Source organism: Leclercia adecarboxylata (assembly GCF_035787115.1).
Lineage (GTDB): Bacteria > Pseudomonadota > Gammaproteobacteria > Enterobacterales > Enterobacteriaceae > Enterobacter > Enterobacter adecarboxylatus_E.
In genome coordinates, this window is the sequence record NZ_JALKTL010000008.1 from 100,628 (window position 1) to 119,704 (window position 19,077).

Annotated in this window: 18 protein-coding genes; 3 read left to right on the forward strand and 15 right to left on the reverse strand. The window is 57.6% G+C overall.

Annotated elements, in window-relative coordinates; translation table 11 throughout:
• Window positions 1–136: 136 nt before the first annotated feature.
• Window positions 137–625 (forward strand): N-acetyltransferase, encoded by a 489-nt coding sequence (gene yhhY / locus MXM41_RS20470; protein WP_325934029.1) that lies wholly within the window; start codon window positions 137–139, stop codon window positions 623–625.
• 122 nt (window positions 626–747) lie between these two features.
• Here the strand turns inward: yhhY and ggt are convergent, their stop codons facing one another.
• The gene (gene ggt, locus MXM41_RS20475) at window positions 748–2,493 is read right to left on the reverse strand and encodes a gamma-glutamyltransferase (protein ID WP_325934030.1); all 1,746 of its coding nucleotides are present in this window, start codon (window positions 2,491–2,493) and stop codon (window positions 748–750) included.
• 122 nt (window positions 2,494–2,615) lie between these two features.
• Here ggt and MXM41_RS20480 point away from each other — a divergent pair, with 122 nt between their 5' ends.
• The gene (locus MXM41_RS20480) at window positions 2,616–2,996 is read left to right on the forward strand and encodes a DUF2756 family protein (protein ID WP_325934031.1); all 381 of its coding nucleotides are present in this window, start codon (window positions 2,616–2,618) and stop codon (window positions 2,994–2,996) included.
• On the opposite strand, the gene ugpQ is transcribed toward MXM41_RS20480, so the two are convergent.
• The 10 genes from ugpQ to livK all read right to left on the reverse strand — a co-directional run bounded on the left by ugpQ (window position 2,993) and on the right by livK (window position 13,561).
• Window positions 2,993–3,733 (reverse strand): glycerophosphodiester phosphodiesterase, encoded by a 741-nt coding sequence (ugpQ, locus tag MXM41_RS20485; protein ID WP_325934032.1) that lies wholly within the window; start codon window positions 3,731–3,733, stop codon window positions 2,993–2,995. The two genes, MXM41_RS20480 and ugpQ, sit on opposite strands and share 4 nt — an antisense overlap.
• The gene (locus tag MXM41_RS20490; RefSeq protein WP_325934034.1) at window positions 3,730–4,800 is read right to left on the reverse strand and encodes a sn-glycerol-3-phosphate import ATP-binding protein UgpC; all 1,071 of its coding nucleotides are present in this window, start codon (window positions 4,798–4,800) and stop codon (window positions 3,730–3,732) included. The genes ugpQ and MXM41_RS20490 overlap by 4 nt, the downstream gene beginning before the upstream one ends.
• Window positions 4,801–5,068: 268 nt before the next feature.
• Entirely contained in the window at window positions 5,069–5,914 is an 846-nt protein-coding gene (gene ugpE, locus MXM41_RS20495; RefSeq protein WP_325934036.1) for a sn-glycerol-3-phosphate ABC transporter permease UgpE, read from the reverse strand.
• Window positions 5,911–6,798, reverse strand: a complete 888-nt coding sequence (ugpA, locus tag MXM41_RS20500) for a sn-glycerol-3-phosphate ABC transporter permease UgpA (protein ID WP_325934037.1) — start codon at window positions 6,796–6,798, stop codon at window positions 5,911–5,913. Before ugpA ends, ugpE begins: the two co-directional genes overlap by 4 nt.
• A 353-nt stretch (window positions 6,799–7,151) precedes the next feature.
• Window positions 7,152–8,468 carry a sn-glycerol-3-phosphate ABC transporter substrate-binding protein UgpB gene (gene ugpB / locus MXM41_RS20505; RefSeq protein ID WP_325934038.1) on the reverse strand — a complete coding sequence of 439 codons (1,317 nt, stop codon included), beginning with the start codon at window positions 8,466–8,468 and terminating at the stop codon, window positions 7,152–7,154.
• A gap of 253 nt (window positions 8,469–8,721) precedes the next feature.
• A complete protein-coding gene (livF, locus tag MXM41_RS20510) occupies window positions 8,722–9,435 on the reverse strand; it encodes a high-affinity branched-chain amino acid ABC transporter ATP-binding protein LivF (RefSeq protein ID WP_325934039.1) in 714 nt (237 codons plus the stop codon).
• A 1-nt stretch (window position 9,436) separates the two neighbouring features.
• On the reverse strand, window positions 9,437–10,204 hold the full coding sequence (gene livG / locus MXM41_RS20515; protein WP_325934040.1) for a high-affinity branched-chain amino acid ABC transporter ATP-binding protein LivG: 768 nt from the start codon (window positions 10,202–10,204) through the stop codon (window positions 9,437–9,439).
• Window positions 10,201–11,478: a high-affinity branched-chain amino acid ABC transporter permease LivM gene (locus tag MXM41_RS20520; RefSeq protein ID WP_325934041.1), complete on the reverse strand. Its 1,278-nt coding sequence runs from the start codon at window positions 11,476–11,478 to the stop codon at window positions 10,201–10,203. Before MXM41_RS20520 ends, livG begins: the two co-directional genes overlap by 4 nt.
• Window positions 11,475–12,401: a high-affinity branched-chain amino acid ABC transporter permease LivH gene (livH, locus tag MXM41_RS20525; protein ID WP_325934043.1), complete on the reverse strand. Its 927-nt coding sequence runs from the start codon at window positions 12,399–12,401 to the stop codon at window positions 11,475–11,477. The genes MXM41_RS20520 and livH overlap by 4 nt, the downstream gene beginning before the upstream one ends.
• A 50-nt stretch (window positions 12,402–12,451) precedes the next feature.
• Window positions 12,452–13,561 carry a high-affinity branched-chain amino acid ABC transporter substrate-binding protein LivK gene (gene livK, locus MXM41_RS20530; protein WP_325934044.1) on the reverse strand — a complete coding sequence of 370 codons (1,110 nt, stop codon included), beginning with the start codon at window positions 13,559–13,561 and terminating at the stop codon, window positions 12,452–12,454.
• A 423-nt stretch (window positions 13,562–13,984) separates the two neighbouring features.
• Between livK and panM the strand changes: the two genes are divergently transcribed.
• Window positions 13,985–14,368, forward strand: a complete 384-nt coding sequence (gene panM, locus MXM41_RS20535) for an aspartate 1-decarboxylase autocleavage activator PanM (protein WP_325934045.1) — start codon at window positions 13,985–13,987, stop codon at window positions 14,366–14,368.
• 480 nt (window positions 14,369–14,848) lie between these two features.
• Here panM and MXM41_RS20540 read toward each other — a convergent pair whose 3' ends face one another.
• The 4 genes from MXM41_RS20540 to ftsE all read right to left on the reverse strand — a co-directional run bounded on the left by MXM41_RS20540 (window position 14,849) and on the right by ftsE (window position 19,076).
• Window positions 14,849–15,946 (reverse strand): branched-chain amino acid ABC transporter substrate-binding protein, encoded by a 1,098-nt coding sequence (locus MXM41_RS20540; RefSeq protein ID WP_325934046.1) that lies wholly within the window; start codon window positions 15,944–15,946, stop codon window positions 14,849–14,851.
• 301 nt (window positions 15,947–16,247) lie between these two features.
• Entirely contained in the window at window positions 16,248–17,105 is an 858-nt protein-coding gene (gene rpoH, locus MXM41_RS20545; protein ID WP_325934047.1) for an RNA polymerase sigma factor RpoH, read from the reverse strand.
• A gap of 254 nt (window positions 17,106–17,359) precedes the next feature.
• On the reverse strand, window positions 17,360–18,418 hold the full coding sequence (gene ftsX / locus MXM41_RS20550) for a permease-like cell division protein FtsX (RefSeq protein ID WP_325934049.1): 1,059 nt from the start codon (window positions 18,416–18,418) through the stop codon (window positions 17,360–17,362).
• Window positions 18,411–19,076, reverse strand: coding sequence for a cell division ATP-binding protein FtsE (gene ftsE / locus MXM41_RS20555; protein ID WP_325934051.1), 666 nt, complete (start codon window positions 19,074–19,076; stop codon window positions 18,411–18,413). Before ftsE ends, ftsX begins: the two co-directional genes overlap by 8 nt.
• Between the last annotated feature and the right edge of the window lies 1 nt (window position 19,077).

Sequence of the window (19,077 nt, forward strand, 5' to 3'; positions counted from 1 at the left end):
GGACTTCCTGAATGCAGGACAATAATAATCATTCTCATTCGCACTTGTCCAATACTTTTTTGCAAAAAATGCTTGTTGACGCACATTTCAAACTCATGGATGTTGAAAGGGAAACTAACTAACTGAGGAAGAAGGAATGAGTGAGATAGTGATACGCCACGTTGAAGCCGCCGATGCCGAAGCTTTACGCCTGCTCAATGCCCATCCAGGGGTGTATCACGATACTCTACAACTTCCTCATCCTTCGATGGAGATGTGGCAGGAACGGGTGATGAGAAAGCCAGGCAGACGTCATCTGGTGGCCTGCCTGGACGGACAGGTTATCGGACACCTGGCGCTGGAGGTAATGGAAAACCCCCGGCGCAGCCACGTGGCGACCTTTGGTATCAGCGTTTCAGCCGAAGTGCAGGGCCGCGGCGCGGGTAGCGCATTGATGCGGGAGATGATCAACCTGTGCGACAACTGGCTGCGCATCGAACGCATTGAGCTGACGGTATTTATCGACAACGCGCCTGCCATTGCCCTGTACCGCAAATACGGCTTTGTGGTGGAAGGCACCGGGAAGAAGTTCGCCCTGCGTAACGGCGAATTTGTCGATGCGCTCTATATGGCGCGAGTGAAGTAGTTCCCCTCACCCCGACCCTCTCCCCATAGGAGAGGGTGAAAAGCAGATTGAACCCAGTCTCAAAGCCCGCACCCGACTGTTCCCTCTCCCCTGTGGGGAGAGGGTTAGGGTGAGGGACCTGCTCAATATCCCGCCGTTAAATCCCCCGGCGAGCGAGGATCGGATGCCCCATACAGCGCGCCATCCGGCCCGACCATAATGCTCTGGGTGCTGCCCATCGCCTCTTTCACCGCCACTTTTTGCCCGCGCTGCTCCAGCAGTTTCAGCGTGTCAGGGCTAAAGCCTTTCTCCACGCGCAGCTCATCCGGCAGCCACTGATGATGGAAGCGCGGCGCGTTGGTGGCTTCTGCCACGTTCATCCCAAAATCGATGCTGTTCACCACCATCTGCAATACGGTGGTGATAATCCGGCTGCCGCCAGGACTGCCGGTCACCAGCCAGGTTTTGCCGTCTTTTACCACAATGGTCGGTGACATCGACGACAGCGGACGCTTCTTCGGCCCCACGGCGTTGGCATCCCCGCCCACCAGCCCGTAGACGTTCGGCACGCCCGGTTTAGCGGAAAAGTCATCCATCTCGTTGTTCAGCAGAATGCCGCTGTTGCCCGCCACGATCCCGGTGCCAAAGGTGGTATTAAGCGTATAGGTCACCGCCACCGCGTTACCGTCTTTATCCACCACCGAGAAGTGGGTGGTCTGGTTACTCTCATACGGCGCCAGCTTGCCCGGGCGGATCTCGCTCGAGGGTTTGGCCTTGTTGATATCGATCCGATCGGCAAGGGATTTGGCATAGGCTTTATTGGTCAGGGCCTGCCACGGCACCTTGACGAAGTCCGGGTCGCCCAGATATTCCGAACGGTCGGCATAAGCATATTTTTCTGCCTCGGCCATCACCTGCAACGTATCCGCGCTGCCGAAGCCAAACTTGTGCATATCGAAGTTTTCGAGAATGTTGAGGATCTGCACGATGTGGATCCCGCCGGATGACGGTGGCGGCATGGAGTAGACCTGATACCCGCGATAGTCGCCGCTAATTGGCGTGCGCTCCACCGCTTTATACGCGGCCAGATCCGCTTTGGTGATCAGCCCGCCGTTTTTACGCATCTCTTCGGCAATCTGGTCGGCAATCGTCCCTTTATAGAAGGCATCCGGGCCGTTCTCCGCAATCATCTCCAGGCTTTTGGCGAGGTTAGTCTGCACCAGTTTGTCACCCTTCTTCAGCGGCTCGCCATCCTTCCAGAAGATCGCTTTGCTGTTCTCATGATTGGGGATCACTTCGCTGCCATAGGTTTTCAGATCGTCGGCCAGCGCGTCGTTGACCTCAAAGCCGTCACGCGCCAGCTTGATTGCCGGCTGTACCACCTTGTTAAGCGGCAAGGTGCCGTACTTATCCAGCGCCAGCGAGAAGCCCGCCACGGTGCCCGGCGTACCGGTTGCCAGATGGGAGGTAAGCGATTTTTTACTGTCAGCATTACCCTGCTCATCAAGGAACATGTCGCGCGTGGCCTGGTCAGGCGCCATTTCGCGGAAATCGATCGCCGTGGTCACCCCCTCTTTAGTGCGCAGCATCATAAAACCGCCGCCGCCGAGATTACCCGCCTGCGGGTGGGTCACCGCCAGCGCATAGCCCACCGCCACCGCCGCATCCACCGCATTACCGCCCTGTTTGAGAATATCCACCCCTACCCGGGTGGCGAGGGCATCCACCGAGGAGACCATCCCCTTCTGCGCCCGTACGGGATGGAAAACGTCCTCTTCCACACCATAGGATACCGGTGGTGCCGCAGGCGGATTCGCTGCCACGCAAAACGTGCCGCCTGCCGTCAGGGCAGCAATCGCTACCCAGCGTAAAAACGTTGGTTTCATCATTGTTATTCTCCAGGTACAGGGACTCATGCTCCCGCTTAATCCTGGTTCATAACTCTTAAAAAATCATCGTAATGGGGGATCCGAGGTACACTTAAAAGAGGCCTCAGAAGGAGGGAATGACCATGAAACGACTCATTCTTGTTGCGGCGTTACTGCCGTTTGCCGTATTCGCGCAGCCTATCAACACCCTGAACAACCCCAACCAGCCGGGCTACCAGAACCCCAGCCAGCAGCGGATGCAAAATCAGATGATGATGCAGCAACAGCAGCAGACGGGGATGCTTAACCAGCAGCTGCAGACGCAAACCCGCGTTCAGCAGCAGCACCTGCAAACACAGTTAAATAACAACACCTTGCGGGTCCAGCAGAGCCAGCCAGGGGGACAGCAGATCCTGCCTAATACCAGTGGCGGCATGCTGAGCGGCGGAGATACCTCGGGCGGCGTGCAGCAGCAACATATGCTGCCGCAGCGGCAGAATGGCGATCTGCTGAATAACCCTTAGGGCTGAAAATCCGGACCTATCAGCGCAATCGCATCGGTACAGATACAATCTACTCCCCAGCGCAGCAGTTCAGCTGCACGCTGGGGCTGATTGACGGTATAAACCAGGATATGCAGCCCGGCACTCTTCAGTGCTTCTACCCGGGGCGCGTTCAACAGCCGGTGGTTCAGATGAATTGACACGCATTCCAGCCGGGTGGTCAGCTCGTGCCAGTCCTCACGCCATGCGTCCAGCAATAGCCCGCGCGGCAGTTCAGGCGCTGCCGCCTGGGCAGCTTCCAGCGCGTCAATCTCAAACGACGACAGCAGCGGCGGCGTCATCCCGGCCCACAGCTCCCGCGCCGCCAGCGCAATCACCTTGCCGGTTAAGGGCCCCGTGCCGGTGGTCGGTTTAATCTCGATATTGGCCATCATCCCGTGTTGACGACAACGATCTGCCACTTCCGTCAGCAGCGGCAGCGGCTCGCCTTTAAACTCACCGCTGAACCAGCTTCCGGCGTCCACCTTCAGCAGCTCGCGCCACGGCAGGTCACCCGCCACGCCCCAGCCGTTGCTGGTGCGCTCAAGGTTATCGTCATGAAGAAGGAAGATCTCCCCATCTTTCGACAGCTTGGCGTCGAACTCAATCATCGTGTGACCGTAGCGCGCCCCCGTGTCGATGGCCGCCAGGGTGTTTTCCGGTGCCAGTTTACCGCCGCCCCGGTGAGCGACGATGCGGGGATAAGGCCAGTTACTCATACGCGTTGTCCTGTTTCACCATCAAATAAGTGCAAATGATTTTCCGGCAGATGCAGCCACAGCGTGCTGCCCGCTTTTGGGCGCTCCTGATGGGACATGCGCACCACCAGCTTCTGCTCGCCCCAGCGGCCGTGCGCCAGGTTGTCGGCCCCCAGCATCTCGAGGGTGTCCATTACCAGCGGTACCCCGCCTTCCGCCTGCGAGCTTAGCGCAATATGTTCCGGGCGGATACCCAGGGTCATCTTACGCCCGGCATAGCCGCGATAGAACCAGTTGATCGGCAGCGCCATGCCGCTTTCCATTTCGAAATGGGTGCCTGCGGCGCTGATACGCCCCTCCAGCAGGTTCATCGCCGGGCTGCCGATAAAGCTGGCCACGAAGCGGCTGGCAGGCTTTTCATACACCTCTACGGGGGTGCCGATCTGCTCGGCAATGCCCTTGTTCATGACCATGACCCGCTGGGCGAGGGTCATGGCCTCAACCTGATCGTGGGTGACGTACAGGGAGGTGGTTTTCAGACGACGATGGAGCTGCTGCAGCTCAAGGCGCATCTGCACCCGCAGCTTGGCGTCGAGATTCGAGAGCGGTTCGTCGAACAAGAAGACCGCCGGATCGCGCACGATGGCGCGCCCCATCGCCACGCGCTGGCGCTGGCCACCGGAGAGCTCACGAGGGCGGCGCTTCAGCAGGCCGTCCAGCTCCAGAATGCGCGCCGCTTCCTGCACGCGCTCGGCGATATGGCTTTTGCCCATGCCGCGGATTTTCAGCCCCCAGGCCATGTTCTCTTCCACGCTCATGTGCGGATAGAGCGCGTAGTTCTGGAACACCATCGCGATGCCCCTGTCTTTGGGCTCCATCTCGGTAACGCGCCGACGGTCGATCCAGATATCCCCCGAGGTGACGCGCTCCAGTCCCGCCACCATCCGCAGCAGGGTCGATTTGCCGCAGCCCGACGGGCCGACCATCACGATAAACTCACCGTCCGCCACGTCGAGCGTGAGGGGCTGAATAACCTGGGTTTTACCGTCCCAGCTTTTGGTCACTGCCTGTAATTTTAAACCTGCCATAGAGGTTGCATCCCTTGATTATTCATGAACGTCGCTGGCGGCTATTTTTGCCCAGGGCAAGGCGCGAGCGACGAAGTTTGGTGGGCCCAAATTAGACGCGAGTAACGCGGCACTGGGCAAAAATAGCCCCAGCCCTTTGGGACGCGTGCCGAAATCGCGTACTCTGCGTTGTCGGATTTGGACATAGGCCCACTATGTCCACCATCCTCCGCCTTGATTACGCGATTTCGGCTCAGCGTCGACGTCACGAATAATCAAGGGATACAACCTACTTCTCGCTATCGACCAGGCCGCGGACAAATGCACGCTGCATGGCTAAAACAATGACTACGGGTGGGATAAGGGTAAGCAGCATCGCCGCCATCACCTGGTTCCAGAGGGTGGTCCCTTCGCCGGTGGCGATCATGCCTTTAATGCCTGCCACGGCGGTGCCGAGATTGACGTCCTGGATAATCAGCAGCGGCCACAGGTACTGGTTCCAGCCGTAGATAAAGGTGATCACAAACAGCGCCGCGAGGTTGGTTCTCGACAGCGGCAGCACGATGTCGCGGAAAAAGCGCATTGGCGAGGCGCCGTCGATACGCGCAGCCTCAATCAGCTCGTCCGGCAGGGTCATAAAGAACTGGCGGAACAGGAAGGTGGCGGTGGCCGAGGCCATCAGCGGCAGGGTTAAGCCCGCGTAGCTGTCCAGCATGCCGAGATTAGCGATCACCTCCACCGTCGGGAAGATTCGCACCTCCACTGGCAGCATCAAGGTGATAAAGATCATCCAGAAGAACAGGTTACGCAGCGGAAAGCGGAACCAGACGATGGCGAAGGCCGACAGCATCGACACCGTGATTTTGCCCACCGTGATGCCGAACGCCATGATGAAGCTGTTCAGCATCATCAGCCAGAACGGGGCGCTGTTGACCCCCACGCCCTGGGTCCAGATAGTCGCCATGTTTTCTAAGAGATGTGAACCCGGAACAAGCGTCATCGGGGTTTCGAATATGGCGTTTCTGTCCAGCGTGGCGGCGACAAAGGCCACGTACAGCGGGAACAGGATAACGATAATCCCCAGAATCAGCATGGTGTGGCTGAAAATCGTCAGCCCGCGACGGTTCTCAATCATTGGTAGCGCACCTTACTTTCAACATAGCGGAACTGCACCACCGTGAGGATGATGACGAGGAACATCAGCACCACCGACTGCGCGGCAGAGGCCGAGAGATCCAGACCGGCAAAACCTTCCCGGTAGATTTTATAGATAAGCGTGGTGGTGGCCTGCACGGGGCCGCCGGCGGTGGCGGCGTCGATCACCGGGAAGGTGTCGAAGAATGCATACACCAGGTTGACCACCAGCAGGAAGAAACTCACCGGGGCGATCAGCGGCAGCGAAAGCCGACAGAAGCGGCGGATCGGTCCTGCGCCATCAATGGCGGCGGCTTCCACCAGCGAACGCGGTATGGACTGCAGCGCGGCAAAGAAGAACAGGAAGTTGTAGCTGATCTGTTTCCACACCGAGGCAAATACCACCAGAAACATCGCCTGGCCGCTGTGCTGGGCGTGATTCCAGTCATAGCCGACTTCCGCCAGGAAATGGGTGATCAGCCCGCGCCCGGGGTTAAAGAGGAAGATCCACAGGACGGCGGCGACGGCAGGCGCCACGGCATAGGGCAACAGCATCAGGGTCTGATAGAGACGGCTGCCGCGCACCACATAATCCACCAGCGCGGCGAAGAACAGCGAGACGAGAAGGCCGCTCACGGTCACCAGGGTGCTGAACTTGATTGTCGTCCAGAAGGCGTCAATGTAGTAGCTGTCGTGCCACAGGGCAGCGAAATTATCCATGCCGACAAACTGGCTGGAGAGCCCGAACGGATCGACGCTTTGTACCGAGTACCACAGCGCTTCGCCCGCAGGCCAGATAAAGAAGATAACGGTGATGACCAGTTGCGGCGCGACCAACAGGTACGGCAGCCAACGGGAGCGGAACACCGGACGGGATGAGGACATAGGTTAGCTCTGTAAGTTTTCACCCCTCACCCCGGCCCTCTCCCCAAAGGGGCGAGGGAGAAAAGACGGCTCCGTGCAGTCCTCTTTCCCCTATGCGCGAGGGAGAAAAGACGGCTCCGTGCAGTCCTCTTTCCCCTATGCGCGAGGGAGAAAAGACGGCTCCGTGCTGTCCTCTCTCCCCTATGCGCGAGGGAGAAAAGACGGCTCCGTGCTGTCCTCTTTCCCCTATGCGCGAGGGAGAAAAGACGGCTCCGTGCAGTCCTCTTTCCCCTATGCGCAAGGGAGAAAAGACGGCTCCGTGCAGTCCCCTCTCCCCTATGGGGAGAGGGTTAGGGTGAGGGGTCAGGTTTTAATTACGATTTGGTCGACTGCTCAAAGCGGCGCAGCAGCTGGTTACCGCGCTCTACGGCCGCATCCAGCGCCTGCTGTGGCGTTTTCTTGCCAGTCCATACGCTTTCCAGCTCTTCATCCACGACGGTACGGATCTGCGGCATGTTGCCCAGACGCAGGCCTTTGGTGTACGGCAATGGCGGTTTGTTCAGCATCTGACGGGTGGCGATATCCGCGCCTGGGTTCTTGTCGTAGAAGCCCTGCTCGCGGGTCAGGTCGTAAGCGGCTGTGGTGATCGGCAGGTAGCCGGTCTTCTGATGCCACTCGGCGGCGTTTTCCGGCTTCGCCAGGAAGTCGAGGAATTCGGCCACGCCTTTGTAGGTGTCTTTATCTTTGCCCTGCATCACCCACAGGCTCGCCCCGCCGATGATGGCATTCTGCGGCGCGCCTTTCGAGTCGGCGTCATACGGCATCATGCCCACGCCGTAGTTAAATTTGGCGTAGTGACGGATATCCGCCAGCGAGCCGGAAGAGGCGGTGGTGATGGCGCAGTCGCCGCTGTAGAACTTCTCGGTGGATTCGTCTTTACGCCCGAAGTAGCTGAAATCGCCCTTCTTGTTCAACTCCTGCAGCAGGGCGATGTGCTTCACCTGCTCCGGTTTGTTGAACTCCAGTACCGCGCTGGTGCCGTCGAAACCGTTGTTTTCGGTCGCTACCGGCTGGCCGTGCCAGGCGCTGAAGTTCTCGATCTGGATCCAGCCCTGCCAGCCGCTGGCGTAGCCGCACTTCATGCCGGCTGCTTTCAGTTTGGCGGTGTACTCGGCCAGATCCTGCCAGGTTTTTGGCGGCTGCTCCGGATCTAAACCGGCTTTTTTGAAGGCGTCTTTGTTGTAGTACAGCACCGGCGTGGAGCTGTTAAACGGCTGAGAGAGCAGATGGCCAGATTTGGCGTCGGTGTAATAGCCAGAGACGGTCGGCACGAACTGCGACTCGTCGAAGTTAATGCCCGCGTCTTTAAACACTTCATAGACCGGCTTGATGGCTTTGGAGGCCATCATGGTGGCGGTACCCACTTCATACACCTGCAGCAACGCCGGGGCGTTGCCGGTACGGAAAGCGGCGATGCCCGCGCTCAGGCTCTGCTCGTAGTTACCTTTGTACACCGGCACAATTTTGTAATCCGGGTGGCTGTCGTTGAAACGTTGCGCCAGGGAGTCAACTTCTTTACCTAACTCCCCTTCCATGGAATGCCAGAACGGAATAGTGGTGACGGCCATTGCGTTAGTCGCAAACGCCAGACCCATTGCCAGACCCAAAGCTGTGTGTCGTAACGATGTCATTGTCATCTCTCTTATTGTGCCGGATGCGCGATATCACGCGTTTTGTGCTCGCGAGGTAACATGACATGCGCGAATTACAGAAAAATAACCATTTGTTTACAGAGATATGACAACAGGACGTCAGGGGGATGATGGAAATATGAAGGGGGTGTGCGGCAAAAAAAGCCGGGTGGCGGCTGCGCCTTACCCGGCCTACGTATGGCACGCTGTTGTAGGCCCGGCAAGCGTAGCGCCACCGGGCAATACAACCGGCTTAACCTCCGAGGTACGCGCTCCGCACCGCTTCGTTCGCCAGAAGCCGCGCGCCGGTATCTTCCAGCACCACGCGACCGTTCTCCAGCACGTAGCCGCGATCCGCGAGCTTCAGCGCCTGGTTAGCGTTCTGCTCCACGAGGAAGATGGTCATCCCCTCGCTGCGCAGCTGTTCGATGGTGTCGAAGATCTGCTGGATGATAATCGGTGCCAGTCCGAGTGACGGCTCGTCGAGCAGCAGCAGGCGCGGCTGGCTCATCAGCGCGCGACCAATCGCCAGCATCTGCTGCTCCCCACCGGACATGGTGCCCGCACGCTGAATACGGCGCTCGAACAGACGCGGGAACAGGTCATAGACGCGCTTAATGCGGGTCTGGAACTGCTCGCGCTCGGCAAAGAAGCCGCCCATCGCCAGGTTCTCTTCCACCGTCATGCGCGAGAAGACGCGACGCCCTTCCGGGACAATCGCCACCGCTTCGCGCATGATTTTGGCCGTCTGCCAGTCGGTAATATCTTTACCATCAAAGACAATACGCCCGCTGGAGGCGCGCGGGTCGCCGCACAGGGTGCCGAGCAGGGTGGTTTTCCCCGCGCCGTTGGCGCCAATCAGGGTCACAATCTCCCCCTGATTAATGTGCAGGCTGACGTCGTGCAGCGCCTGGATCTTGCCGTAGTGGGCATTCACCTTGTCAAAAGATAACATCGCTTTTTCCATCTTATGCCTCACCAAGGTAAGCGCGGATCACGTCCGGGTTGTTACGGATCTCTTCCGGCGTCCCGTTCGCCAGCGGCGTGCCCTGGTTCACCACGTAAATACGGTCTGAAATGCCCATCACCAGCTTCATATCATGCTCAATCAGCAGGATGGTGGTGTCGTGGTGGTTGCGCAGCTCGACAATCAGCTCGTCCAGCTCTTTGGTCTCTTTCGGGTTCAGCCCTGCCGCCGGTTCGTCGAGCATCAGGATCTCCGGCTGGGTCACCATGCAGCGGATAATCTCCAGACGACGCTGATCACCGTAGGCCAGGTTGCTGGCCTGGCGGTTGGCATGCTGTAACAGGCCGATACGGTCAAGCCAGGTGGCGGCGCGGTCCAGCGCCTCCTCCTGGGCACGGCGAAATGCCGGGGTTTTCAGCAGGCCGGAAAAAAGCCCGCTTTTCAGCTGCTGATGTTGCGCCACCAGCAGGTTCTCAATCACCGTCATCTCTCGGAACAAGCGCACGTGCTGGAAGGTACGCACCACGCCCATACGGGCTATCTGCTGGCCCGGCAGCCCTTCCAGGTGCTTGTCGCGCAGCATGATGGTGCCGCCCGTTGGCTTGTAGAAGCCGGTCAGGCAGTTAAAGACCGTGGTTTTACCGGCACCGTTCGGGCCGATCAGCGAAACAATCTCTTTCTGATGCAGATCCAGAGACACATTGTTGACCGCCAGCAGGCCGCCAAAACGCATCATCAGGCCGTTAACGGATAATAATGGCTGACTCATGCCTGCTCTCCTTTCGCTTGCCCGTTCTTCAGCTTCAGCTGTGGACGGGTCATCGGCAGCAGGCCCTGCGGACGCCAGATCATCATCAGCACCATCAAACCACCCAGCATCAGCATGCTGTATTCATTAAAGTCGCGCATCAGCTCACGGGAAACCACCAGCAGGACGGCCGCCAGAATAACGGCGAACTGCGAGCCCATCCCGCCGAGCACCACAATCGCCAGCACAAACGCGGATTCCGCAAAGGTGAAGGATTCCGGGCTGACGAAGCCCTGGCGCGCGGCAAACAGCGTCCCGGCAAAACCGGCAAACGCGGCGCTGATGGTGAAGGCAGTCAGCTTGATACGGGTCGGGTTCAGGCCCAGGGAGCGACAGGCGATCTCATCTTCACGCAGCGCTTCCCAAGCGCGCCCCAGCGGCATACGCAGCAGGCGGTTAATCACGAACAGGGTGATCACCACCAGCAGCAATGCCACAAGGTAGAGCCAGATCACGCGGTCGGACGGATCGTACTTCACGCCGAAGAAGTTGCTGAAGGTATCCCAGCCGCCTTCGCGGGCGGAGCGGCTGAACTCCAGACCAAAGAAGGTCGGTTTCGGGATCTGGCTGATGCCGTTCGGGCCGCCGGTCACTTCGGTATTGTTGAGCAGCAGAATACGGACGATTTCACCGAAGCCTAAGGTCACAATCGCCAGGTAGTCGCCGCGCAGGCGCAGCACCGGGAAGCCCAGCAGGAAGCCCGCAGCGGCAGAGACCAGCCCCGCCAGCGGCAGACAGGTCCAGAAGCCGAGACCGTAATAGTGGTTCAGCAGCGCAAAGGTGTAAGCGCCGATGGCGTAAAAGCCGCCGTAACCCAGCACCAGCAGACCAGACAGCCCCACCACCACGTTCAGGCCGAGGCCGAGGATCACGTAAATCATGGTCAGGGTGGCGATATCCACCGTCCCGCGCGAAACCATAAACGGCCAGGCCACCGCCGCGACCAGCAGCGCCACCAGGAACAGCTTCTGCTTTACCGTCGAGCCGTCGATAGCGGGCAGAACAAACTTTGGCCCGGAGACGCTTTTAAGCGTCTTCTGGAACAGCGGGCGCAGCAGCTGGAAGAAGAAGACCACCGCGGTGCCGACAAAGACCCACTGCCAGCGGATATCAGACGCGGAATCCACCACCAGTTTTGTGCCGCTCAGCTGCAGCTGAACGCCCATAAAAACGGCCGCCAGGATGAAGAACATCGCCGCAGAGAGTAGCGCCATTGCAAAATGCATCGGTTTCATACTTTCTCTACCTCCGGACGACCCAGAATACCGGTAGGCATAACCAGCAGAACCAGAATCAGCAGGGCAAACGACACCACGTCTTTATATTCGGTGCTCAGGTAGGCGGAGGAGAGCGCTTCGGCCACGCCCAGAATCAGGCCGCCGATCATCGCGCCCGGAATACTGCCGATACCGCCCAGAACCGCCGCGGTGAAGGCTTTCATCCCGGCCATAAAGCCGATGTAGGGGTTGATAACGCCGTAGAACTGGCCGAGCAGCACGCCCGCCACCGCCGCCATCGCCGCACCAATCACAAAGGTCAGGGCAATTACGCGGTCGGTGTTGATGCCAAGCAGGCTCGCCATTTTCAGATCTTCCGCGCAGGCGCGGCAGGCGCGGCCCATACGGGAATAGCGGATAAACAGCGTCAGCGCCAGCATTGCAATAAAGGTCACAATCCAGATAACCAGCTGCATGGTGGTAATCGACGCCGAGAAGTTCTCGCTGGCGCCCACAATCCACTGGCCGTTAAACAGGCTTGGCAGCGCCACGTCGCGCGACCCTTCGGTGAGGCTGACGTAGTTTTGCAGGAAGATGGACATACCAATCGCGGAGATCAGCGCGATCAGGCGCTTGGAGCTACGCACCGGGCGATAGGCCACCCGTTCGATACTCCAGCCGTAGGCGCTGGCAATGACAATCGCCCCGACAAATCCGGCGGCCACCAGCAGCCAGCTGCTGTCGATCCCCATCATCATTAACGCGGCGATAATCATAAAGGAGACATAGCTGCCGATCATGTATACCTCGCCGTGGGCGAAGTTGATCATGCCGATAATGCCGTAGACCATCGTGTAGCCGATGGCGATCAGTGCATAGGTGCTTCCCAGCGTGACGCCGTTAAACATCTGCTGCAGAAAATAGAGAAACTGCTCGGACATAAGGTAACCTTTCAATACCCGCCCGGTCCTGCCGGGCGGTGGGATCATGATTATTTGGCGACCGAGGATGAACCGTCGGCGTGCCACTTAAAGACACCAAACTCAAATCCCTTCAGATCGCCTTTCTCATCCCAGTTCAGCGGCCCAATCACGGTGTTAGCCCCGTGTGCTTTTAAATCTTTAATCAGATCCTGCGGCGCTTTGCTGCCGGTACGATCCATGGCGGTGGCCAGAGACTGTACGGCGGCATAGGTGATCCAGACGTACGGACCACTCGCGTCTTTTTTCTCCGCTTTCAGCGCATTTACGATAGCGGCGTTTGCCGGATCCTGGTCATAGCGTTTTGGCATCGTCACCAGCATGCCTTCGCCCGCGTCGCCCGCAATGTTCGACAGCGAGGCGTTACCGACCCCTTCCGGCCCCATAAACTGGGTTTTCAGGCCGATAGCCCGCGCCTGGCGCAGCATCTGCCCCATTTCCGGGTAGTAACCACCGTAGTAGACAAAGTCGATATTCTCTTTTTGCAGACGCGCCAGCAGTGCCGAGAAGTCTTTTTCGCCTGCGGTAATGCCGTCGAAGAAGACCACATTCGCACCGCCTTTTTTCAGGCCATCCTGTACGGAGCGGGCCAGGCCTTCACCGTACTGCTGCTTATCATGAATGATGGCAATGCGCTGCGGCTTCACGCTTTCAAGAATGTACTTCGCCGCGGTCGGCCCCTGAGACGAGTCGAGCCCGGCGGTACGCATGATGTACTGATAGCCGCGCTGGGTCAGCTCCGGGTTAGTGGCGCCTGGCGTGATCATCAGAATGCCTTCGTCCTCGTAGATGTCGGACGCCGGCTGGGTGGAGGAAGAGCAGAGATGGCCAATCACATACTGGATGCCATCGTTAACAATTTTGTTGGCAACGGCGACGGCTTGTTTCGGGTCGCAGGCATCGTCATATTCCACGCCGACCAGTTTGTCGCCTTTAATACCGCCTTTGGCGTTGATGTCTTTAATTGCCTGGCGCGCGCCGTTGAACTCCATATCGCCCCACTGGGCAACCGGGCCGGACAATGCACCTACCACAGCAACTTTAATATCTTCCGCCATGGCTGACTGCGAAACTGCCAGTGCAACCATTCCCGCGATCAATGTTTTCGCGTTCCTTTTCATTGGTGAATCCCCATTCGTGACGTGATGTATATATTTTGTTTTATTATGGTTAAAAAGCATTCTGTACTTTTATTAAACAACGCAACTTTTGCTATTGCCTTTAATGGTTTAGCACAGTTTTTTCACAAAAATCAGACTAAAATCTCTATATTTCAGGTGATTAAGCAAAGATAATATTCTGAAATCAGGCAGAGATAAACAAATAAAAGTACGAATTGCAGCATAAAATAACGGTACAATGCGCCGAATAAAACGCTGCCTTTTAGGTTAAAATTCTGCTTATTTTTCGATCCCTGCGTTTTAAAACTGCTCAACGCAGCGCTAAAAAAGTAATCAGCTAGGTAATGGATTTAAAAAGTGGAAGCGTCTGACAGAATAAATTGAGTACACTGCCTGCACTCTTTTTGATTTGGAAAGCAGCTAATGAAACTGACCATCCACCGTCTGGAGAACTTTAGCGACCAGGATCATATCGACCTCAACAAGATCTGGCCGGAATATTCCCCCTCCTCGCTCAATGTTGATGACAACCACCGTATTTATGCTGCGCGCTTTAACGAGCGGCTGTTAGGCGCGGTGCGGGTGACGCTGAGCGGTACGCAAGGGGCGCTGGATTCCCTGCGCGTGCGTGAGGTCACCCGCCGTCGCGGTGTGGGGCAATATTTGATTGAGGAAGTGATTCGCGATAACCCGAGCGTGGCCTCGTGGTGGATGGCGGACGTTGGCGTCGAAGACAGGGGCGTGATGGCGGCCTTTATGCAGACGCTGGGGTTCAGGGCGCAGAGTAACGGGTGGGAGAGGCGTTAGGTTTGTTTCCCCTCACCCCGGCCCTCTCCCCAGAGGGGCGAGGGGGAAAAGACGGCTCCGTGCGATCCCTCTCCCCAGAGGGGCGAGGGGGAAAGACGGCTCCGTGTGATCCCCTCTCCCCAGAGGGGCTAGGGGGAAAAGACGGCTCCGTGCGATCCCCTCTCCCCAGAGGGGCTAGGGGGGAAAGACGGCTCCGTGCGATCCCCTCTCCCCAGAGGGGCTAGGGGGGAAAGACGGCTCCGTGCGATCCCCTCTTCCCTATGGGGCGAAGGGGGAAAGACGGCTCCGTGCGATCCCCTCTCCCCAGAGGGGCTAGGGGGAAAGACGGCTCCGTGCGATCCCCTCTCCCCAGAGGGGCTAGGGGGAAAAGACGGCTCCGTGCGATCCCCTCTCCCCAGAGGGGCGAGGGGGAAAGACGGCTCCGTGCGATCCCCTCTCCCCTATGGGGAGAGGGTTAGGGTGAGGGGTCGCCGTTTGCTTTTACTTAGCGTCGGTCGCCGTACCGTTCGCATGCCAGTCAAACACGCCGAACTCAAAGCCCTTCAGATCGCCCTTCTCATCCCAGGACAGCGGCCCCATCACGGTTTCAACGGAGTTCGCTTTCAGCCAGGTGGCGATATCAGCCGGTTCAGCTGACTGATTCAGGCCTGCCTGCAGGGTTTGCAGCGCAGCGTAGGTGGTCCACACGAAGGCACCGCTTGGATCCTGTTTCTTGGCCTTGATGGCATCCACAATCGGTTTGTTGGCAGGAACCTGGTCGTAGTTCTTCGGCTTGGTCACCAGCAGACCTTCAGCTGATTCACCGGCGATGTTAGACAGGGAGACGTTCGCCACCCCTTCCGGGCCCATGAACTGGGTTTTCAGACCCGCAGCGCGAGACTGACGCAGGATCTGGCCCATCTCCGGGTGATAACCACCGTAGTAAACGAAATCGATGTTCTCTTTCTTCAGACGCGCCACCAGGGTAGAGAAGTCTTTCTCACCGGCGGTAATACCGTCGAAGAACACCACGTTGGCGTTAGATTTTTTCAGGTTGTCCTGCACGGAACGCGCCAGGCCTTCACCGTACTGCTGCTTGTCATGGACAATGGCGATACGCTGCGGCTTCACTTTCTCGACGATATATTTCGCTGCCGTTGGCCCCTGGTCAGAGTCCAGACCGGTGGTACGCATCACCATCTTATAGCCACGAGAGGTGAGTTCCGGCGCGGTGGCGGCCGGGGTGATCATCAGAATGCCTTCATCTTCGTAGATGTCAGACGCGGGCTGAGTAGAAGAGGAGCACAGGTGACCGATAACGTATTTGATGCCGTCATTCACCACTTTGTTGGCAACCGCAACCGCTTGTTTCGGGTCACAGGCATCATCATATTTTACGATCTGCAGTTTTTCGCCTTTGATGCCGCCCTTGGCATTAATGTCGGCAACCGCCTGCTCTGCACCCGTGAACTCCTGGTCGCCATACTGCGCTACCGGACCGGACATGGCGCCTACAACGGCCACTTTGATATCAGCCTGAGCGGTGCCAAAAGCCAACGCGATACATCCTGCCAGTAAAGCTTTACCCTTCATATTCATCCTGAGAATCCCCATTGTGATGGTTATTGTGTTTGTTGTGATGTTGTTTTTTGGCGCTTTATTTCGATTATATGTCTGCCGTGCGCGCCTTTTCAGCACACTCTGCTAAAACATACCCCATTTTTATCTAATTGGAATAGCTATTTTGAAATGTATATAAGGTAAGCGGGGCTTTAACGAGTCAGCACACAGCGTCAGGTAACTGTTTGCCAGAAGGGGGGATTTGCCAGGTCAGGCGCTAAAAAACAAAACCCCCGGACTCACATCCAGGGGTTATCGGGAACTTCGCGAAGCGTAGCGGTCAGGCTTCGATAGCGGCGCGAAGTTTTTTCATGGCGTTCTTTTCCAGCTGACGCACACGTTCAGCGGAGACGCCGTAGCGGTCGGCCAGCTCCTGCAGAGTGGACTTGTTGTCTTCGTCCAGCCAGCGGGCACGGATGATATCCTGGCTACGCTCGTCAAGGCCTTCCATTGCATAGGTCAGCTTATTGGCAGCCTGCTCTTCCCAGTTATCGTCTTCAATGCCGTCGGCAAAGTTAGACGTTTTATCCTGCAGATACAGAACCGGAGCCATCGGCTGGCTGTCGGAGGCATCGTCGTCAGAGGACATATCAAAGGTCATGTCCTGCGCGGCCATCCGGGATTCCATCTCACGCACGTCTTTACTGGAAACGCCCAGCTCGCGCGCTACCATTTCCACTTCGTCCTGGTTGAACCAGCCCAGACGCTGCTTAGTTTTACGCAGGTTAAAGAACAATTTACGCTGTGCTTTAGTGGTCGCGACCTTCACGATACGCCAGTTACGCAGCACGTATTCGTGGATTTCCGCTTTGATCCAGTGCACGGCAAAGGAGACCAGACGCACACCCACTTCCGGGTTGAAGCGACGCACCGCCTTCATCAGGCCGATGTTACCTTCCTGAATCAGGTCTGCCTGCGGCAGGCCGTAGCCCGCGTAGTTACGAGCAACGTGAACAACAAAGCGCAGGTGAGACAGGATCAGCGTCTTAGCTGCTTCCAGATCGCCCTGGTAATGCAGCTTTTCAGCAAGCTCCTTTTCTTCCTCAGCCGTCAACATCGGCCAGGTGTTAGCGGCCCGGATGTAAGATTCCAGGTTACCAACAGGGGCTAAAGCTAAAGTTTGCATTTCTTTGGTCATTCATTCCTCTCAATCAATTTTTTCTGGCGGCGGTTTGTCCCCATCAGGCAACGAACATGCCAGAATTAATGAGCAACGAGAATATCATTCACTCTTTTATCAGACAGTGATTTTATCCACAAGTTCCGAGTGAAACTGTGAATAAATTACGCACAAAATGTGACGTGGAGATGATGATGCGGGTCAGAGACAACGAAAGGCTCTTTCCCTGCACGGCGATGCTCAATGCAGGGAAAGATTATACCAGAGATTTTTTAGTCAGGGGTAAAGTGACGTAAATGTTGCACGGTTGCTAACCAGGCGGCAATCCAGCCGATCATCGAGCAGACCAGCAGCAATAACAGGCACTCATCGAAGGATAACCCGCTGATATTAAACTTAGTTCCAAAAACCTGCGCCACATCGGTCACCGCAGCGGAAAGCCGCATCACCAAAATTTCTGACAGAATCAGTGAAAGAAATGCGCCGGCAAAACCGAGCAGAGCGCCGCCATACAGGAACGGGCGCAGGATGAAACCGTCGGTGGCGCCGATCAGCTTCTGCACGTTAATGGTGTCGCGACGGGCAAAGATGCTCAGGCGCACGCTGTTGCCGATCACGAGGAATACCGCCGCCACCATCAGCAGGCCGATCATCGCCGCGACGCGCCCGACAAGGCCGGTCAGCGCCGTCAGACGGGCAAACCAGCTGTCGTCCATCCGCACTTCATCAATGCCCTGAATACGGGAGACGCGATCGCGCAGGGTGTTCAGCGATTCGGTGCCCTGGAAATCCAGTTTCGGGATCACCACCGCCACCGCAGGCAGAGGGTTCTCCTCCAGCATATCCAGCGCGCCGCCAAACCCGGACCAGTTACGGAACTCGCCCAGCGCATCCTCCCGCGACAGGTAGTTCACCTTCTCTACGCCCTGCTCGGCCTGCAACTGCCCCACCACCTGCGCGGCGGCGTTATCATCCAGGGTTTTTTCGAGATAGACGGTGATCTGCGGGGTAGGATAGTACTGCGAGGCCGCCTCATTAACGTTTTTGTAGACCATATAGCAGACGCTGGGCAGGGTCAGGGAGATAGCGATCACCATCACCGTCAGGAAGGTGGCGAAGGGTTTGCTTTTCAGATCCTGCAGCGCGCCCTGGAAGGCGTAACGCACCTGCTCGTTAAACACGTTGGTTTTGCGCGAGTTGGGTTTTGGCGCGGATTTGCTGCGCTTCGGCGCATTGCGGTTGCCATCCCCCGGGCCGCCTGCCGATTTACGAAAACGGTCGAGTTTGCTGCCAAACTGCCGCATCTGGTTCATTGCGTCACGCTTATTCACCGAGGCCTCCGTGCAAGTGACCGTCGCTGAGCGTCAGCATGCGGTACGAACGACGGGAGATAAGTCCCATGTCGTGCGTCGCCATCAGTACTGTCACCCCTACGCGGTTGAATTCCTCAAACAGACGCAGGATCCCTTCGGAAAGAGCGTCGTCCAGGTTACCGGTCGGTTCATCCGCCAGCAGCACCGCCGGTTTGTTCACCACCGCGCGGGCAATCCCGACGCGCTGCTGTTCACCGCCAGAGAGCTGAATAGGAAAGTTCTTCGCTTTGTCCAGCAGCCCGACCTTATCCAGCGCCGCCGACACGCGACGACGAATATCATCCCCGCTGGCACCCGCGATAATCAGCGGGATCGCCACGTTGTCGAATACCGTGCGGTCCATCAGCAGATGGTGATCCTGGAAAATCATGCCGATCTGCCGACGCAGGAACGGCACTTCGCGGTTTTTCAGACGGCTGATGTCATGACCGCTGAACCAGATTTTCCCGGCGCTTGGCCGTTCGATCCCGCAGATAAGCTTGAGCAGGGTACTTTTCCCCGCGCCGGAGTGGCCGGTCAGAAATGCCATCTCGCCCGGCTGCAGGTGGAATGTCACCCCCTGCAGCGCTTGTCTCCCACCGAGATAGGCCTTGCTGACGTGTTCAAAGCGAATCATT

Coding starts and splice junctions, on each gene's coding strand:
- ugpQ (WP_325934032.1), bottom strand. CDS start 3,733: ATGAGTAACTGGCCTTATCCCCGCATCGTCGCTCACCGGGGCGGCGGT.
- ftsE (WP_325934051.1), bottom strand. CDS start 19,076: ATGATTCGCTTTGAACACGTCAGCAAGGCCTATCTCGGTGGGAGACAA.
- livH (WP_325934043.1), bottom strand. CDS start 12,401: ATGTCCGAGCAGTTTCTCTATTTTCTGCAGCAGATGTTTAACGGCGTC.
- livF (WP_325934039.1), bottom strand. CDS start 9,435: ATGGAAAAAGCGATGTTATCTTTTGACAAGGTGAATGCCCACTACGGC.
- ugpA (WP_325934037.1), bottom strand. CDS start 6,798: ATGTCCTCATCCCGTCCGGTGTTCCGCTCCCGTTGGCTGCCGTACCTG.
- yhhY (WP_325934029.1), top strand. CDS start 137: ATGAGTGAGATAGTGATACGCCACGTTGAAGCCGCCGATGCCGAAGCT.
- ggt (WP_325934030.1), bottom strand. CDS start 2,493: ATGATGAAACCAACGTTTTTACGCTGGGTAGCGATTGCTGCCCTGACG.
- MXM41_RS20480 (WP_325934031.1), top strand. CDS start 2,616: ATGAAACGACTCATTCTTGTTGCGGCGTTACTGCCGTTTGCCGTATTC.
- MXM41_RS20520 (WP_325934041.1), bottom strand. CDS start 11,478: ATGAAACCGATGCATTTTGCAATGGCGCTACTCTCTGCGGCGATGTTC.
- ugpE (WP_325934036.1), bottom strand. CDS start 5,914: ATGATTGAGAACCGTCGCGGGCTGACGATTTTCAGCCACACCATGCTG.
- livG (WP_325934040.1), bottom strand. CDS start 10,204: ATGAGTCAGCCATTATTATCCGTTAACGGCCTGATGATGCGTTTTGGC.
- MXM41_RS20540 (WP_325934046.1), bottom strand. CDS start 15,946: ATGAATATGAAGGGTAAAGCTTTACTGGCAGGATGTATCGCGTTGGCT.
- rpoH (WP_325934047.1), bottom strand. CDS start 17,105: ATGACCAAAGAAATGCAAACTTTAGCTTTAGCCCCTGTTGGTAACCTG.
- ugpB (WP_325934038.1), bottom strand. CDS start 8,468: ATGACATCGTTACGACACACAGCTTTGGGTCTGGCAATGGGTCTGGCG.
- MXM41_RS20490 (WP_325934034.1), bottom strand. CDS start 4,800: ATGGCAGGTTTAAAATTACAGGCAGTGACCAAAAGCTGGGACGGTAAA.
- livK (WP_325934044.1), bottom strand. CDS start 13,561: ATGAAAAGGAACGCGAAAACATTGATCGCGGGAATGGTTGCACTGGCA.
- panM (WP_325934045.1), top strand. CDS start 13,985: ATGAAACTGACCATCCACCGTCTGGAGAACTTTAGCGACCAGGATCAT.